This window comes from Nonomuraea sp. B208 (assembly GCF_057536035.1).
Genome location: NZ_BAAJOU010000021.1, coordinates 58,338 through 73,933, shown reverse-complemented (window position 1 = coordinate 73,933; position 15,596 = coordinate 58,338). Strand labels below are relative to the sequence as shown.

Sequence of the window (15,596 nt, the reverse complement as noted above, 5' to 3'; positions counted from 1 at the left end):
GTGCCGCTAGTGGCCGTGGTCGTGGGTGGCCGAGGGCGCGTGCCCGTCGGCCAGGGTGGCGGGGACGGTGAAACTCGCCGTCCGCACCTGGTCGTCGTGCTGGAAGTCGAGGAACAGCCGGTAGTTGCCGACGCTCGGCACCTCGGCGTAGAACGTGATCTCCGGCCCGGCCTGCTCGCTCTCCTCCGGATGCACGTGCAGGTAGGCGAGGTCGCCCGCGCGCAGCGCGACCAGATGTCCGTACGCGCCCAGGTATGGCTGGAGGTCCGTCACCGGCTTGCCGTTCTTGCTGACCGTGAGCGTGAGCTTGCTCGACCGGCCTGGCACCAGGTTCCCTGCGAGGTTCACAGTGTAGTCACCGACCGTCGCCGTACGGCTGACATGCGGCAACGGCTGCGGCTGGTAGTCGCCCGCGGCCTGGAGGTCGGCGCCCAGCGTCAGCTTCTCGCCGCCCTCCGGTACGAAATCGGCGAAGGCGCGGTAGGCGCCGGGGGCGGGCAGCGTGAGGCTGGTCTTCCAGGTGCCGTCCGGGGCCATCTCGGGGTGGACGTGCTGGAAGCTGGTGAGGTCGCGGGAGACGACGATGAAGTGCATCTTCTTGTCGTGCTCGACCTTGTAGCCGGTCACGGGGCGCTGGTCGGGGCCGGTGACGCGGAACGTCAGGTCCATGGGACGGCCGGTGACCGGGGTGGTGAGCAGGGAGAGGGTGTAGCCGTTCTGGGACACCTGGAGCCCCCCGGGGGTATCAGTCCTGGTAGTGGTAGTGGTGGCGGCCTCATGACCGCCGTCCGCGCCGTCGTGCCCGCCCGTTTCCGCATGCTCCGCCACCGCTGCGGACTTCCCCTGGGTGGGGGCGTCACCGGGACCCGTGACCCGCCCTACGCCCAGGGCCCCGCCGAACACGACGGCCAGCCCCAGGACGTAGGCGCCCAGCTTGCCGGCCGCGTTCATGACCGGCCTGCCAGTTCGTACCCGGCTTCTTCCACGGCGGCGGCGATCTTCGCCTGCTCAACGGGCTCGTCACTGCTCACCGTGAGCAGGCCGCTCTCCAGCTCGACCTCGACGGAGGTGACGCCGGCGACCTCGCCGACCTCCTCCTTCACCGAGCTGACGCAGTGGCCGCAGGTCATGCCCTTGACGGTGTAGGTGGCGGTAACGGTCATCACGGTCTCCTCAACATGGTCAAATACGTCCTCTTCGAGTCTAACACCGTACCCCCCTAGGGTATTTCGGTGCCCCACCTCTCCCCATGACGTACGGACAGAGGCGGTCCAGCGGCGGGCCGTTCGCTCACAGCGTCCCGCCCAGCCACTACGAACCTAACATACCCCCCCAGGGTATGAGCAAGCCCCCGAATCCGGACACGCGGCCCCGCCGGCACGTGAGAACCGTCACCCCTGGATATGGTGGGCTCTTGAACACGCGAAGACTCGCCGAGCACCCGCTCGCTTGAAAAGTTGCCTGAGCAGTCGTTTCGGCACCTGCCCGTATCCCTATCCATCCCCCAATCCACACATTTCACCGCTCAATCCGCACATCTGGTCCGCGCACAACACGAGGACCGCAGCCATCCCTTGCTAGGCTGCATGTCAACCGTTGGGTCTCACCCCGGCAGGTGAGGCCGTCGAAGAAGTGGGGTCACACCGTGAAGAAGCTGCTCGTGCTTGCGCTGATCGCCCTCGGGGGGCTGCTGATCTGGCGCAAGGTGCAGGCCGACCGCGCCGAGCTCGATCTCTGGACCGAGGCGACCGGCAGCGAGAACTAACCGACCGGCGAGGCGATGAGTGACATCGTCCCCATCAAGCTGGTGTGCCTGGACCTTGCAGGCACCACGGTCGGTGACATCGCCATGGTCGAACGCGCCTTCGCCGAGGCGATCGCGACACAGGGCATAGTGCCCGGGACCGGAGCGTACGCGCGAGCCATGGTGCACGTGCACCGGTCCCGGGGCTGCCCCAAGATCGACGTCTTCCGCGGCATCTTCCCCGGCAACGAGGCCCAGGCCCAGGCGGCCAACCTGACCTTCGAGCGCTCCTACGAGGGCACCCTGGAGCGCGCGGGTCTCGAACCCATGCCCGGCGTCCTCGAAGTCCTCGACAAGCTCCGCGGCAACGACGTCAAGCTCGCCCTGATCACCGGCTTCAGCCGCACCACGCTGAGCCGCGTCCTCGGCATCCTCGGCTGGCACGACCGCATCGACCTCGCCATCAGCCCGGAAGACGCGGGAGGCCGCGGCCGCCCCTGGCCCGACATGGTCCTCCACGCCGTCCTCCGCCTCGGCATCGCCGACGTACGCAACGTGGCCGTGATCGGCGACTCGGAGAGCGACATGCTCTGCGGCCGCCGCGCCGGCGCCTCCGTCGTGGCCGGCCTCATGACCGGAGTCCACAGCCGCGAACGCCTCCTCAAGGGCGGCGCGACCCACATCCTGGACTCCATCGTCGACTTCCCCGACCTGATCCTGAGCGACAGCATGGGCGCGACGCAGGTGGCATCCTCCGCCCGGTAAGCTATCTTCGTCTCGAAGGGGCCTTAGCTCAGTTGGCAGAGCGCCTGCTTTGCAAGCAGGATGTCAGGAGTTCGAATCTCCTAGGCTCCACTCCAAGCAAAAGGCCACTTCCCCTGATGGGGATGGGGCCTTTTCGACTTTATACAGCTGCATCGTCACAGTTACAGGCGCGTCCAGCACCGCCTTGGCGCTAGGCGACGCGTTGCAGCGTGAACCAGAAGGTCGGCACCGAGTTGGTGCCCGGTGTGACGTCGAGAAGTTCCCAGCCGGCGAACCTGGCCCGGAGTTCGTCGGCTGTGACGCCCGCCGCCCACGACTTGATCTCGGTGGTCGGGTTGTCGAGCGGCTCGGGGCCGTACCCGAACATCAGCAGCCGTGCTCCGGGAGCGGCGCGGTGGGTGAGCCCGGCGGCGTAGGCGTCGCGGCGGTGCAGCGGGATTCCGCAGTAGCAGCTCAGGTCGAAGAACAGGTCGAAGGGGCCGGGCACGTTCAGCTCGTCGAGGCGGGTGGCGTCTCCGTGCAGCAGCCGCACCGTCACCCCCGCCGCCTCGGCCCTCTGCCTGGCCTGGTCGACGGCGCGGTCGATCAGGTCGACGGCCGCTACCTCCCAGCCGTGCCGGGCGAGGTAGATGGCGTTGGTTCCCGTGCCGCAGCCGAGTTCGAGGGCGCGGCCGGGCGGCAGCGCGCCTTGCCCCTCCACCAGGGCCACCAGCTCGGGCGGGGTGACGCCGGTGTCCCATGGCGGCTTGCCGGCGCGGTAAAAGCCCTCCAGTGCGCGGTGTACGGACTCCTCCTCCTGGACCTGTTCCGATGGGGTCAGGTCCGAGTCCGGGTTCTGGGCGTTGAGCTGGTCCATCGTCTCCTCCAAGTAGCTAGAGTTAAACTCTAGTGTTGGACTCTGAAGTTATACTCGCACAATGGAGAGAGTCAACCGGCCGGACAAGCGAGCCGAGCGCTCACGCCGTACCCGTGAGAAGGTCGTCGAGGCGGCTCGCGAGTTGTTCGTCGCACAGGGTTACGGAGCGACGAGCCTTCAGGAGGTCGCCGACCGGGCAGGTGTGGCCGTCCAGACGGTCTACTTCGTCTTCCGCAACAAGCGGACGCTGTTCAAGGACGTCGTCGACACGTCCATCGCCGGGGACACCGAGCCCGTCGCCACGATGGATCGCGAATGGTTTCGAGCCGCGTGTGCCGAGCCCACCGCGGCCGGACAGCTGCGCGCGCACGTCCGCGGCACCTGCGAGATTCTGGGCCGGGTCGCCCCGATCATGCCGCTGATCGCGTCCGCTGCGGCCACCGACCCCGAGATCGCCGCGCAGTGGCCGAATGGGCCCGACCCGCGTTACACCGTGCAGTACGCGGCGGCCGAAGCCCTGGTCGGCAAGCCCGACGTCCGGCCCGGCCTCTCCGTCGAGATGGCGGCGGATCTGCTGTTCGGCCTGCTCAGTCCGGAGCTCTACCTGATCTTCGTCCGCGACCGCAGTTGGTCGGCGGACACATGGGAAGAGTGGGCCCGCACCACTTTGACCTCCCAGCTCTGCGCCGGCCCAGGGTAGTGATCGCCTGATACCTGCGTTCCGCGTAATTCAGTAATTTCAAACGACTCGGCGAATTCAATCTGCAGGTCAAAGCATTGAGGCCGCCTTAATGGGGCGAGATTACCTGAAAGCCGATTTTCTGGGGTGCCCTTCGCCACGTGTTCCGCCAGGAGGACGACGGCCGGCAGATCTTTGTGTCCAAGTGGTGAATATCGCCGCGATATCGACGTGCGCTAAATCTACTTTGATCGATCAACTGCCCGTCCCCTGTAAGGAGAAGCATGCAGAAAGTCACTTGGCTCCACCGGCTGGGCCTCGTCCCAGCGGTGGTGGCGGTCGGCCTGGCAACCGCGCCCGTGGCCGCGCACGCCGACGGCTATGACACTCCCCGCAGCGCCACCGCTCTGGGGGCGGGCAGCACCCACGCGGCCGGGCTGGCGGCGGCCGAACAGCGGGCCCGGGAGGCCGTCCTCGCGGTCGGCCACGACTGCACCCCTGGGACCTATTACACGCTGACGATCTATTCCTCTCCAGGTGGTGGCACATGGGTCTTCAGGTCTACCCACGAAGCGATGTGCGTTGACTGATCAGGTTTCCGCAGGTGGCAAAGCGTCAGCTAAAAAGCCACTTCCGCAGAACGGGAAGTGGCTTTTTGATTTCGTACGGCAGCACCTTCGAGGTGGTGGAAGACCCGGGTCAGCAGGGTGTGGAGCTGGGCGCGCTCCGCTGCGTCCAGAAGCGCCAGCACTTCGTCCTCGACCGCTGACACTTCGGCGGCCAGGTCGGCGAGGGCGTCGGCTCCCGCGGGAGTGAGCTTGACGTGGATGCGGCGGCGGTCTCGCGGGTCGCGGGTGCGTTCGACGTGGCCGGCGGAGACCAGTTCGTCCAGCACCTTGGTCACGTCGCTGGGGTCGATCGCCAGCGTGGCGGCGAGCTCCCGCTGTGAGCGCGGCCCGGAGCCGGCCAGGGCGTCCAGGATCGCCATGTGCCACATCCGCATTCCATGCAGGGCGAGCCGGGAGGCGACCTGGCCGCGTACGGCCTTGCCGGTCTTGGACAGCAGGTAGGGGGTCAGCGCTGCCAGGCGGGGTGGTGTCTTGGTCACCGAGCTATTGTAGGTTGAAACCTATGATTGGTGCGAACCTACGATTGGAGCGGGAATGGACGGGTTCCACCCTCGTTTGCTGGCCGACGACTTCGCTGCGGCCTTTCGCTTCTATGACGCCGTGCTCCCTGAGCTGATCGGCGCCGAGCGGGTGCAGGGCACCGAAGCGGGCCCGTACGCTCACTGGGACGTCGGCGGGCAGGGGGTGCTGACGCTGTTCGACCGCGAGGCCATGGCCCGGGTGGCCGGCACCGCGGACCTGCCGGAGCACGGTCCTGCGGTGCAGGACGTGGTGATGTTCGTCAGCCGGGTGGCGGACGTGGACGCCGGCTACCGGTTCTGCCTGCGTCAGGGGGGTCAGGCCGTGGCACCGCCGACGGACCGGCCGGAGTGGGGCTCTGGCCTTCGTACGGCGCATCTGCGTGATCCGGAGGGCCATCTGCTGGAGTTGCAGACGTACTGACAAGCTATGCGTCCAAGGCATTCCTTATCGCGGTGGCCAAGGCGGCGGCCTCCTCGGGGGTGTGCTCGACGATCCCGTTCTCTGCCATGAGGGCGTGGTACTGCTGCTGTTCGTACGGCACGCCAGGCGGCAGAGCCGCGACGTGCCAGTGCAGGTGGGCGTTGCCCTGCTGGCTGCCCAAGGACAACAGGTACGTTAGCTCGCAGGGCACGCTCGCTTCCAAGGCCAGAGCGACTCGGCGCACAATCCGCATCACCGTGACGAACTGGTCCTCAGTGAGGTCTCGGACGACGTGTTCGATGTGGGCTTTGGGCGCCACGAGGACATAGCCCGGCAGCGAGGCGAAGCGGGCAAGGAACGCGATGTGCTCGCCGTCGTCGTAGACGATTTCCTCCGGCTGGGCGGGATCTCTGCTGACGATCGCGCAGATGAAGCACGGTCCCGTACGGGAACGGCGGATGTAGCTTTCCACGTCGAACGGCACGCGCTTGATGGGATCAGTCATCGCTGCCTTTTCTGGAACTCTGGGAGGATTTTCCGCATGACGGCACCGCTCTCGCCTGACATGGCTGACATCGGCGTTCGAGAAGGTCCTCTTGGTGATTGATGACCAATATGCGCTCAAGTACTACACGCATGGGCGGGACATGGTCGTATTGGCCGCCGAGATACTCCAAATCAAAGGCCACATCCCCTCGTAAGCGGGATGTGGCCTTTTGTCAGTCTGTTCCGGGTCAGGCCGGGATCTGCTTCTCGTACCAGGTGTAGTAGAGGTAGGTGCTGCCGGGCCCGGTCAGCGTGCCGTAGACCTGCCAGAAGCTGTTGGGGGCGAGCGAGTAGCGGAAGATCTTGTCCCCGGGCCGGTCGTCCACGAACGAGCTCTGTGAGCCGTTGTTCCAGCTCCGCACCTCGATGGTGAAGGTCGAGGTGTCCGGGATGTCGAGGCAGATCTCGTACGTGTACGCGAGCGGGCCGCCGATGTTGTAGCTGCGGCCGTCGATCGCGGGCCTCTCGATGTTGGTGGGGACGTAGCTGTTGTGGACCCGGGTGTATCCGCCTGCCGCGCAGTCGACGGCGGAGGTGGATGCGGAGGCGGGACTGGTGCCGGTGAGCGTGGCGCCGAGGACGCCGGTGGCGACGAGAACGGAGATGGTGCGCTTCATGCCTCTCCTATCCGTGCGGTGACGCTCCAACCCAGTAGTTGAAGGCTGAACTGATTCTGGCGTGGATCACTGCATCTGGACAAGACCGGGCAAAAATTCGTGCATTTTCCAGTCAAGCTGGGGCGTTCCATTACCCGCGTACCACCGCCGCTGTCGCTCGTCTGATCCGTGGCCCGTGCCTGCGCCACCACACGCGGGCCCAGAGCACGTCCGGAACGATGACGAGCACCAGCACCACGACCGCCTCGGCCATCGCCCACGGCTCCACCGCCGCCAGCAGGTCCCGGACCGAGTGGGCGATCAGGGTGATCACCAGAGGCAGCGTGAACAGCGCCGCGAACGCGAGGCAGGCGACGGTGCCGACACTCTGGAGCATCGCGTAGAGGCGCACGCTGAGCCGCTCGCGTGGCGGCAGCGCGGCCAGGGTGTTCCGCCTGCCGCGCAGGAGGCCGCGCACGTAGGCGGCGCCGTCGCCGTACAGGTTGCGGCAGCCGGTGACGTCCTGCAGCAGGAAGTACAGGTCGGTACGCATGAACACCAGGAGCTGATTGGCCAGGCGCAGTGCCTGGATGAGGATGGTCCAGGAGGTGAGCGGGTTCGGCCCCATGAGGTACGCCCAGGTCAGGGCCATGCCACAGATCGTCAGATCGACGGCTATACCGGACAGGTAGACGGTGACGCGGACGCGGGTCGGCGCCAGCCAGATCCCCGAGACGTCGGTCTGGGCCACCAGGAACTGCAGGCGCGTGCCCAGGGTCATCCGCGCCGGCACTCCGGCGGCCCTGGCGGTGACCAGATGAGCCAGCTCGTGGAGCCCCGTCGTCAGCCAGGCGATCGCCGCCCAGGTCAGCAGTACGGCGACGCCGTGGCCGGTCCACAAGGCCGCTTCCCATCCCGGGAAGATCGCGGGGCGTAAGGCCAGGCAGGCGATTCCCGTCCCGATCGGCACCGACAGGGCCAGGTGCAGCGCGGGATGCAGCGTCCAGCGCACGTACCGGGGCTGGAGCCAGGGGAAGGTCGGTCGCGGTGGCGGCGGGCTCGGTACGGGTCGCCCCTCGACCTCGGCCACCAGACCCGCGTCCGACAGGTCGGCGACGAAGTCGTCCACGTCGAGGTCGGTGCCGGTCTCCTCCCACAGGCGGGCGCGTACCTGCTCGACGCTCATCCCCTGCCCCAGCAGGCGGATGGCCAGCAGTCCTTCCTCGGGTACGGCCACGAAGTCGCCCGAGTCCACCCGCCCGACGATCCACTCGTCGCCGTCACGGCGGACACCGAGACGGTGGAAGGCGACCGTCAAGCCACCCTCATCCTGGCGCAGTACGTACGCAGGTCCTCGCCCTTCTCGAAGAGATCTGCCAGGACCGGTATGCAAGGCTCGACGGCGCGCGGGTCGGTGATCTTGCGTGCGCCGGTGTGCCTTCCGGTCTCGTCGTAGCGCACCTCGTACAGCAGGGTCGGGTTGAACAGGACCAGCTCCGGCACGGGCCCCTCGGCCTCGTACGGGTGCACCGCCGAGACGGGCACGACCCTGCTGTTCTCACCCTCCTCGGCGCGCATGGAGAGCAACGCGAGCTCCCAGCGAACGTACGGGGAGAACGGCTCTTCCACCACTCGGATCCGGCGGAAGTCCATCCGATCGGGATTGTCGGCGCGAAAACCGGGACGCATCTGTTCCGCCAGCTCCATCGCCCGGTCCCAGTCTCCGTCGAGCATCGCCAGATAGCTGGGCAGATCCCCCTCGTCGAAATGCTGGGCGCGTTCGAGCTTCCACACGACTCCGGCGGCGCGGTCGAACTCCCTGGCGAAGTCGGCTCCGTATTCGGCCGCGTTCATCGCCTTGGCGGGCACGTTGATCAAGCGGCTCAGAACGTCACTCATCACGCCTCCCGAGATGCAGGTGCGGGCAGGTCGCCCTGCCCGCACGTTGATCAGTTGGAGTTGCCCTGGCTGGGAGTCATCGTGGTGGGCTCGATCTTTTCCAGCCGGCGCACAATGATTTTCTTACGCGGCTTCCGCTCCTGCTGTGGTTCCGGGGAGGTGGTGTTACTCATGACACTCCTTACCGATCGGGTCGGGAACGGTAACGGCGAGAGTATGATCCCTTCGGCCGCAGATCAAGAACAGATTTCGCACTCGGGTCGCGATGGATGGCGGGCGTACACGTGCCCGTCCGGGTCCAGCAGCGTCACCCCGTGGAAGTAGCCCGGCGGTGTGGCCAGAGTCCCGGTCACGAGCGCCAGGACGTCGTGCGCGACCAGATGCCCGGACAACCCCGCGGACGCGCCGGTCACCCCGGGCCAGGCGTAGTCGGCGCCGGGCTGCGGCGGTATGCCGGCTCGTACGCAGGCGAAACACGGCCCGCCGGGGCCGAAGACGCCCACGCTGACGAGGGGACCGTTGTACCCGCCGCTCACCCACGGGATCCCCGCCTGCCAGCACGCGCGATTGGCCCAGCTCTGGATGCCGGAGGGCTCGCGCGGCCGATCGGCGCACAGCGCCAGGACGTCGAAGCCGCCGACCAGGCTTGCCAGTTGCTCGGGGCTGCCCACCGTCGATTTCTCCACGGTGATCTCGACACCGGAGTTGACCTGGCGCAGCCGTTCCAGCGCCACTTCGGTCTTGGGCCGGCCGATGTCTGCTTCGGTGTAGAGCAGCTGCCGGTTGAGATTCGACAGCTCCACGACGTCAGGATCCACCAAGTGCAGCCGGCCCACTCCTGCGGCGGCCAGCGACCAGGCCGCGTGACTGCCGGTCCCGCCCAGGCCGAGCACCAGCACGCGAGCGTCCTTGATCCGCAGCTGGGGTTCCCATCCGTGGTCGCGCGGGGTGAGATCCACCCAGCGGAAGTAGTCCCTGCTCCGGCTGTAGCGTTCCTGCTCCTGCTCGGCCAGCTCCTGGCACGGGCCGGGGGCGGCCTCTTCCACGTGGCCGGAGGACAGGAGGGTCGCGACGATGCCTTCGGCGTCCTCGGCGGTCAGGTCGGGGAAGCCGGAGCGGAGCTCGGAGGCGATCTCCGCGGTGGACCGGGTGCCGTTCATGAGCATCAGGGCGGCCCATGCCCAGCCGTCGGCATCCGCGATCTCCGACGCTATCCCGTGCAGGGCGCCGCCGAGACGGATCGTGCCGTCGCTGAGCCGGTACGGGGCGTGTTCCGGTTTCACACGGGGAAGGCGCATTCACCGATGGTCGGCAGCGGCGCGTCGCAGCGTCAAGATCGAGCGCTTCAGGCTGCGGTCACGCACGCGATCGGGCCGCCTGCCGTGGAGGTGAGGCGCTTGCCGAGAAGGAGCTCGGTGACCCGCAGGTCGTCGGCCGCGCCTTTGCACAAATGCCACGTCTGCCTGATCGACTTCGGTGATCTGATCGCGAGCGAGCCGAGAAATGACCTGACGAGCACATGAGCCTTATCAGCCTGGCGTTCGGTGGCTCAGTTCTGTCGGGGGGAGCGGATCAGCAGGGTGGCCAGCGCTTCGTCCGGGCCGACGGTGCTGTAGACGTGGGGGACGTCGGCCTGCCAGGAGATGTGCTCGCCCGGCGCGGCCACCAGAGGGGCGTCGGCCGGGCCGGCGCGCAGCACGCCCGCGTAGACCGTGACGTGTTCGGTCACGCCGGGGGCGTGGGGCGGCGAGTGTTGCACGATGCCAGGGCGGACGCGCATGCGCAGCAGCTCGAACGTCGCGGTCGGCTCCTCGAAGACCTCCAGCAGGGTGGCCGTCACGGCGGCGCCGGGCACGTGGACGGCCTCCGCTGGCGACGCGCCGGGCTCCAGGACCAGGGTCGTCAGCGGAACGCCCAAGGCTCCCGCCACCGCGTAGAGCGTCTCCAAGGTCGGGTTGCGGGTGCCCAGTTCCAGGCCGGACAGGGTGGCCTTGCCGATGCCGGCGCTGCGGGCCAGCGCCGACAGGGAGATGCCGCGGGCCTCCCGCAGTCGCCGCAGCCGGCTCCCGATATCCGTCTCACGGCCGTCCATCCGGCAATCCTTGCATTCCGCCGCCGGGCTTGTCCCGCGGTGACCACCTGGCTAGGGTTCGTTCCGTAAACGGAACGGTGTCCGGGAGGCGGGGGTGGGCATGCGGCTGCAGGCCGTCATGGCGGGGCTGGTCAGTGCGGTGGTCGGCTACGCCAGTTCGTTCACCGTCGTGCTCGCCGGGCTGCGTGCCGTCGGGGCGACGCCGGGGCAGGCCGCTTCCGGGCTGCTCGCCCTCTGCTGCGGCGTCGGGGTGGCGGCGATCTTCCTCGGGCTGCGCTACCGCATGCCGATCAGCATCGCCTGGTCGACCCCCGGCGCGGCGCTGCTGGTGGCGACCGGTCCCGTGCCCGGCGGTTTTCCGGCCGCGGTCGGGGCGTTCATCGTCTGCGCCGCGCTCATCGTGCTGGCCGGCCTTTCGCCCTGGCCGGCCCGGGCGATCGCCGCCATCCCGCGGCCGATCGCCGGCGCCATGCTGGCGGGCGTCATCCTCAGCCTGTGCACCGCGCCGGTCCGCGCCGTCGTCGACGTCCCGCTGCTGGCCGTGCCGGTCGTCCTGACCTGGGCGGTGTTGCAGCGGTACCTGCGGCAGTGGGCCGTACCCGGCGCGCTCGTGGTGGCGGTCATCGCCATCGCGGTGCACGGGACCGGCGACGGCCTGGCCGGCGCCGCGCTGCGGCCCGCGGTCGAGCTGACCGCCCCGACGCTGAACCCGTCCGTGGTGGTGAGCATCGCCGTCCCGCTGTTCCTCGTCACCATGGCCGCGCAGAACGTTCCCGGCATGGCCGTCATGGCGACGTACGGGTACGCGCCGCCCTTGCGGCCGGTCCTCGTCACGACCGGCCTGGCGAGCGCGCTGGCGGCGCCGTTCGGCGGTCACGCCGTCAACCTGGCCGCGATCACCGCGGCGATGACCGCCGGCCCGGACACCCACCCCGACCCCGGCCGCCGGTGGATCGCGACGGCGGCCCTCGGCGCCGGGCAGCTGGCGCTCGGTCTCGGCGCCGGCTTGGCCATGGCTCTGGTGCTGCTGTCCCCGCCCGTACTGGTCACCGCGGTGGCCGGCCTCGCGTTGCTGTCGGCGCTCGGGTCGTCACTGGCCCAGGCGGTGACCGAACCGGAGGGGCGGGAGGCCGCGGTGGTCACTTTCGTGGTCACGGCGTCGGGGATGACGATCCTGAGCATCGGCGCGGCGTTCTGGGGCCTGGTCGCGGGCGGCCTGACCGCACTCCTGCTGCACCGGCGACCACCGGCGGAACAGCAGCGATCGCCGTCCGAAACCGCTGCGGAACGCGTGCCGGCCGATCAGCCTTCGTAGTGGTCCGCGATCATGTCGTAGGTGGTGATGCTCCGTTTATTGGCGGTCGGCCTGCTCGGTGGTGTGATCGCGGTGCCGCTCCTGTGGCTGCAACGTGGTGAAGGGTTCGAGCACGCGCGGCTCGCAGCCCTGATGGCGCTGGACATGGGCCAGTTCGCAGGGGTCTCGGTCGGGCTGGTGGCCGGCTTCGTGCTTGCCGCCACGGGCCGGTGGAGCCGTCCCCCTGGTCATGTCCTGGGTACGATCACCGCCGCGTTCGGGGTGCTCGTCGCCACCCAGGCCTGGCCCACGATGAGCTGGGTCGACGGACGCCCCTCCGGGCTCGGCGATCCGGACGGCGAGTGGTTCATGGCGTTCCTGGCCCTCGCCTCCGGCGTGTTCACGATCTTCGTCGGTCTGTCCATCGTCTTGGTGCGATGGTCCGGTTACGACCCGCGAACTGCTCCGGTACGTCGTCAAAGGCGTCCACGTAGGGACGGACTGCGCGGATGAGCGCCGACCCGGTCACATCACCACAGGAGCGAGCCCTCCGCCATGTCGAGGCCCTGTCGTCAGGGGCCCCGCTCGAACCCCGGTCGCGCGTGACGCTCAACTTCCACCCCGACCGCCTGGTCGGCGATCGGGAGATCCTGCTCAGGCTGGCCGACGACGGCGTCTACCTGTCGCAGTTCGTCACCGGGACGAGCAACGGGGGACTCACCGCCCACCCCGGCGGCGACCGGTGGCGGTGGGAGAGCACGATCTTCGGCGGCGCGTACGACCACGCGCCCGCGGAGGAGCGCCCCGTCTACGGTGCCCTGAACTTCCGGCGCAGGTCCAGCGGCGCCGCGCCACGGTTCGGATCCGCCCACTTCAGGCTGACGGCCGAGACTCTTCGCCGGACCACCTTCTGCTACCCGGACAGCTTCTTCGAGCCTTCGGCGTTCGGCGTCGCATCCCGTATGGCGCTGATCGAGCTGGCCGAGGCCGACGACCCCGACCTTCTGGACGACTACATCGAGGCCCAGGTGCACGGGCCGGTCAGGCTCGACCGGGACGTCGAGGCCCTGGTCCTCGACCTCAGCCATCGCGGCACGGCCGTGGAGGCCGCGGCCCGCCGGCTTCCGTGCCCGGTGGAATGGCATCCCGGCTTCCGGCTCACGGTCGAGCATCTGCGGCGCCACCCTGACTACCGGGGACAGGAGTACGTGGCGCTCGGCGCGGAGATCGCGGTCGACGGCCTGCTCGATCCGCGGATCATCGGCGAAGCCGCCCGCACCGGGCGCTACGACGCGCAGGCGCTGAAGAAGGTCTGGCACTGCGTGGCGCGCTTCGGCTCGCCTCTGCCCCCGATCGGCGGGATTCCTGACCCGGCGACTGCCTGCTGTCCTTCATGAGGTCGCTTGAGTGCCATGCTCGGCGAGGAGGCCGAGAGCCTGGCATCGGAGATCTTCGCGGTCCTGCCGGACCAGGCCGCGGTCAGCTCGATCTGGCCATGGTGAGGACGGCGATGTCGCGGCCGAAGCAGACGATGACGTGACCCTGTGGGGTGGCGGCGACGGCGTTGACCTGGTCGGGGAATGCGAGGTCAGGGATGATCCTGTCGAAGGTGGCGAGGCTCCAGGCCGCTACCGTTCTCTGGCTCGCGGTGAGCGCGATGGGGTGGCCGTCGATCGTGGTGGCGGCGAGGACGTCCACGTTCATCATGTAGACGTCCTTGTACGTCGTGCGGAGCTGACCGATCTGCTGGGCGGTGGCGACGTCCCAGACCTTCGTCCATGGGTCGCGCCAGTCGTCGTTCGTGGTGACGGCGATGGGTCGTCCGTCCGCGAGGGTGGCGGCCACGAGACGCACCGGTTTGCCGTTGCTCCCGGTGGTCTGGAGCTGGGTGTCGCGGTTCGCGGTGAGATCACGGACCCGGAAGCCGCCGCCCCGACGTCCGAGGAGAGCGACGGGCCGATCGTCGAGCGTGGTGGTGGTGAGGGCCTGTACGGATCGGTGGTCGCTCTTGCGGGGGTTTCCGGTCTCCTCGCCGGTGCGGAGATCCCATACCCGGATGGTCTTGTCGTCGCCGGCGGTGATGGCCCGGGGCGGGTCGTCCGTGTCGTCGGCGGCGATCGCGGTGATCGGGCCGCGGTGGGCGGCCAGCGGCGCTCCGGCCGCTTTCCCCAGGGCGAGGTCCCAGACACGGGCCTCGCCGTCCTTGCCTCCGGCGAGCGCCACCGCCCGGCCGTCCACCTGGGTCGCGGCCACGACGGTGATGGCGCCGGTGTGGTCCGTGAGTGGCCGGCACACCTGATCGCCGGTTTCCAGATCCCACGCCCGTACGGTCGCGTCAGCGCTCCCGGTGACCGCCACCGGCCGGCCGGCCACTGAAGTGGTGGCCACCGCCGTGATCGCGGCGTCGTGGCGTTCCGGCTTGTCGGCCGGCCGGTCGACGACCAGGTCGGACACCCGGACCGATCCGCCGTCGCAGCTCGACACCACCACCTGCCGGCCGTCCATCACAGCCGTCGCCACCGCGAGCAGCGCGCGGGGATGCTGGGGGTACAGCTCATCGACCAGCTCGGCCGTTCGCAGGTCCCATACCTGGATGGTGGGCTCGTCGGAGGTGCAGGTGATCGCCAGCGGTCGGTTGTCCATGACCGTGGTCGTCACGGACTTCAGGTCCACCGATCGGGGGAGGTCACCGACCGGCAGGCCGGTGGCCAGGTCCGACACGCGGGTGGTCGTCTGGTAGCCACCGGAGACGACCACCGGATGACCGGGAGTCAGCTCCGTGACCGCGAGCGCGCTCACGTGTCCGCTGTCGCGGGTGAACGGGCTGCCGACCGGGTCACCGGTGTCCAGGTCCCACACCCGGACCGTTCGGTCGCTCGTGACGGCCACCCAGCGGCCGTCCAGCACGGCGGTCGCCACCGCGTACACCGGACCGCTGTGGCCGCGGATCGGCTCCATCACCTCCTGCCGCGTCTCCAGGTCCCATACTCCTACCGGCGTGTGGTAGCACGCGGTGACCACCGCCTGGCGGCCATGGCGTTCGGCGATCGCGAGGGCCCGCACGCCGTCCTGGAGGTGGAACGGCTCGCCGACCGGCTTGCCGGACGCGAGCTCCCACACCCGTACGGTGCCGTCGTCACCACCGCTGACCACGACGGGACGGCCGTCCAGCACGGACATCGCCAGCGCCCGCACCGTGTTCGTGTGACCGGTCCATGGGGCGCCGATCAGGTCACCGGTGGACAGATCCCAGACCCGTACGGTGTTGTCGCCGCTCCCGGTGACCGCCACGGGACGGCCGTCGAGGACCGTGGCCACCACCGCCGACACATAAGTGGTGTGGCCGTCCGCGGAGCCCAGCGGCGGGCATGACTTCACGCCCTTCGGCAGCAGACTGGTCCACGTCGGCTGCACACGCCAGGCAGCGGGACGGCTGATCGGTGCCTCATGGCGGGGCAGGGACGACATGCCGCGCATCTTAGGCGCCTATAACGGGACACGTCCCGAAAACCTGGGGCATACCGCCGGCGTGTGGGAAGACGATTCCGGGCTGC

At 68.9% G+C, this 15,596-nt stretch carries 20 protein-coding genes and 1 tRNA gene; 9 read left to right on the top strand and 12 right to left on the bottom strand.

The genetic code is table 11. The features are described from left to right. Positions 1-6: 6 nt before the first annotated feature. Positions 7-951: a hypothetical protein gene (locus AC27IY_RS17070; protein ID WP_487178493.1), complete on the bottom strand. Its 945-nt coding sequence runs from the start codon at positions 949-951 to the stop codon at positions 7-9. Continuing rightward, positions 948-1,163: a heavy-metal-associated domain-containing protein gene (locus AC27IY_RS17065; protein WP_423452163.1), complete on the bottom strand. Its 216-nt coding sequence runs from the start codon at positions 1,161-1,163 to the stop codon at positions 948-950. Before AC27IY_RS17065 ends, AC27IY_RS17070 begins: the two co-directional genes overlap by 4 nt. Before the next feature lie 482 nt (positions 1,164-1,645). Between AC27IY_RS17065 and AC27IY_RS17060 the strand changes: the two genes are divergently transcribed. The 3 genes from AC27IY_RS17060 to AC27IY_RS17050 all read left to right on the top strand — a co-directional run bounded on the left by AC27IY_RS17060 (position 1,646) and on the right by AC27IY_RS17050 (position 2,599). Further along, on the top strand, positions 1,646-1,765 hold the full coding sequence (locus tag AC27IY_RS17060) for a DLW-39 family protein (protein ID WP_020542320.1): 120 nt from the start codon (positions 1,646-1,648) through the stop codon (positions 1,763-1,765). Positions 1,766-1,780: 15 nt separating this feature from the next. After that, positions 1,781-2,509 carry an HAD-IA family hydrolase gene (locus tag AC27IY_RS17055; protein WP_344213959.1) on the top strand — a complete coding sequence of 243 codons (729 nt, stop codon included), beginning with the start codon at positions 1,781-1,783 and terminating at the stop codon, positions 2,507-2,509. A 17-nt stretch (positions 2,510-2,526) separates the two neighbouring features. Then, positions 2,527-2,599 (top strand) — tRNA-Ala (locus AC27IY_RS17050). Positions 2,600-2,699: 100 nt separating this feature from the next. Here the strand turns inward: AC27IY_RS17050 and AC27IY_RS17045 are convergent. After that, on the bottom strand, positions 2,700-3,377 hold the full coding sequence (locus AC27IY_RS17045) for an SAM-dependent methyltransferase (protein WP_487178492.1): 678 nt from the start codon (positions 3,375-3,377) through the stop codon (positions 2,700-2,702). 49 nt (positions 3,378-3,426) lie between these two features. On the opposite strand from AC27IY_RS17045, the gene AC27IY_RS17040 reads away from it, so the two are divergent. Continuing rightward, positions 3,427-4,065, top strand: a complete 639-nt coding sequence (locus AC27IY_RS17040) for a TetR/AcrR family transcriptional regulator (RefSeq protein WP_487178491.1) — start codon at positions 3,427-3,429, stop codon at positions 4,063-4,065. A 263-nt stretch (positions 4,066-4,328) separates the two neighbouring features. Beyond that, positions 4,329-4,634, top strand: a complete 306-nt coding sequence (locus AC27IY_RS17035) for a hypothetical protein (RefSeq protein ID WP_344213965.1) — start codon at positions 4,329-4,331, stop codon at positions 4,632-4,634. A 29-nt stretch (positions 4,635-4,663) separates the two neighbouring features. On the opposite strand, the gene AC27IY_RS17030 is transcribed toward AC27IY_RS17035, so the two are convergent. Then, entirely contained in the window at positions 4,664-5,152 is a 489-nt protein-coding gene (locus tag AC27IY_RS17030; RefSeq protein WP_487178490.1) for a MarR family winged helix-turn-helix transcriptional regulator, read from the bottom strand. 55 nt (positions 5,153-5,207) lie between these two features. Between AC27IY_RS17030 and AC27IY_RS17025 the strand changes: the two genes are divergently transcribed. Continuing rightward, a complete protein-coding gene (locus AC27IY_RS17025; protein ID WP_487178489.1) occupies positions 5,208-5,615 on the top strand; it encodes a VOC family protein in 408 nt (135 codons plus the stop codon). 4 nt (positions 5,616-5,619) lie between these two features. On the opposite strand, the gene AC27IY_RS17020 is transcribed toward AC27IY_RS17025, so the two are convergent. The 7 genes from AC27IY_RS17020 to AC27IY_RS16990 form a co-directional block, all read right to left on the bottom strand. Next, complete coding sequence (locus AC27IY_RS17020; protein WP_487178488.1) at positions 5,620-6,120, bottom strand: HIT family protein; 501 nt, start codon at positions 6,118-6,120, stop codon at positions 5,620-5,622. 229 nt (positions 6,121-6,349) lie between these two features. After that, a complete protein-coding gene (locus tag AC27IY_RS17015) occupies positions 6,350-6,778 on the bottom strand; it encodes a hypothetical protein (protein WP_423452171.1) in 429 nt (142 codons plus the stop codon). 130 nt (positions 6,779-6,908) lie between these two features. After that, entirely contained in the window at positions 6,909-8,075 is a 1,167-nt protein-coding gene (locus AC27IY_RS17010) for a hypothetical protein (protein ID WP_487178487.1), read from the bottom strand. Continuing rightward, the gene (locus AC27IY_RS17005; protein ID WP_344213979.1) at positions 8,072-8,656 is read right to left on the bottom strand and encodes a DUF6879 family protein; all 585 of its coding nucleotides are present in this window, start codon (positions 8,654-8,656) and stop codon (positions 8,072-8,074) included. Before AC27IY_RS17005 ends, AC27IY_RS17010 begins: the two co-directional genes overlap by 4 nt. A gap of 50 nt (positions 8,657-8,706) precedes the next feature. Continuing rightward, on the bottom strand, positions 8,707-8,829 hold the full coding sequence (locus AC27IY_RS17000; RefSeq protein ID WP_487178486.1) for a hypothetical protein: 123 nt from the start codon (positions 8,827-8,829) through the stop codon (positions 8,707-8,709). 63 nt (positions 8,830-8,892) lie between these two features. Continuing rightward, positions 8,893-9,954 carry a HesA/MoeB/ThiF family protein gene (locus tag AC27IY_RS16995; protein WP_487178484.1) on the bottom strand — a complete coding sequence of 354 codons (1,062 nt, stop codon included), beginning with the start codon at positions 9,952-9,954 and terminating at the stop codon, positions 8,893-8,895. Positions 9,955-10,205: 251 nt separating this feature from the next. Further along, entirely contained in the window at positions 10,206-10,748 is a 543-nt protein-coding gene (locus AC27IY_RS16990) for a helix-turn-helix domain-containing protein (RefSeq protein WP_371248763.1), read from the bottom strand. A gap of 100 nt (positions 10,749-10,848) precedes the next feature. Here AC27IY_RS16990 and AC27IY_RS16985 point away from each other — a divergent pair, with 100 nt between their 5' ends. The 3 genes from AC27IY_RS16985 to AC27IY_RS16975 are packed head-to-tail and all read left to right on the top strand — an operon-like array spanning position 10,849 to position 13,439. Next, a complete protein-coding gene (locus AC27IY_RS16985; RefSeq protein ID WP_487178483.1) occupies positions 10,849-12,063 on the top strand; it encodes a benzoate/H(+) symporter BenE family transporter in 1,215 nt (404 codons plus the stop codon). A gap of 21 nt (positions 12,064-12,084) precedes the next feature. Next, positions 12,085-12,555: a hypothetical protein gene (locus AC27IY_RS16980; RefSeq protein ID WP_487178482.1), complete on the top strand. Its 471-nt coding sequence runs from the start codon at positions 12,085-12,087 to the stop codon at positions 12,553-12,555. Further along, positions 12,552-13,439: a DUF3626 domain-containing protein gene (locus AC27IY_RS16975; RefSeq protein WP_487178481.1), complete on the top strand. Its 888-nt coding sequence runs from the start codon at positions 12,552-12,554 to the stop codon at positions 13,437-13,439. Before AC27IY_RS16980 ends, AC27IY_RS16975 begins: the two co-directional genes overlap by 4 nt. An 82-nt stretch (positions 13,440-13,521) precedes the next feature. Here AC27IY_RS16975 and AC27IY_RS16970 read toward each other — a convergent pair whose 3' ends face one another. Continuing rightward, the gene (locus AC27IY_RS16970) at positions 13,522-15,510 is read right to left on the bottom strand and encodes a WD40 repeat domain-containing protein (RefSeq protein ID WP_487178480.1); all 1,989 of its coding nucleotides are present in this window, start codon (positions 15,508-15,510) and stop codon (positions 13,522-13,524) included. Between the last annotated feature and the right edge of the window lie 86 nt (positions 15,511-15,596).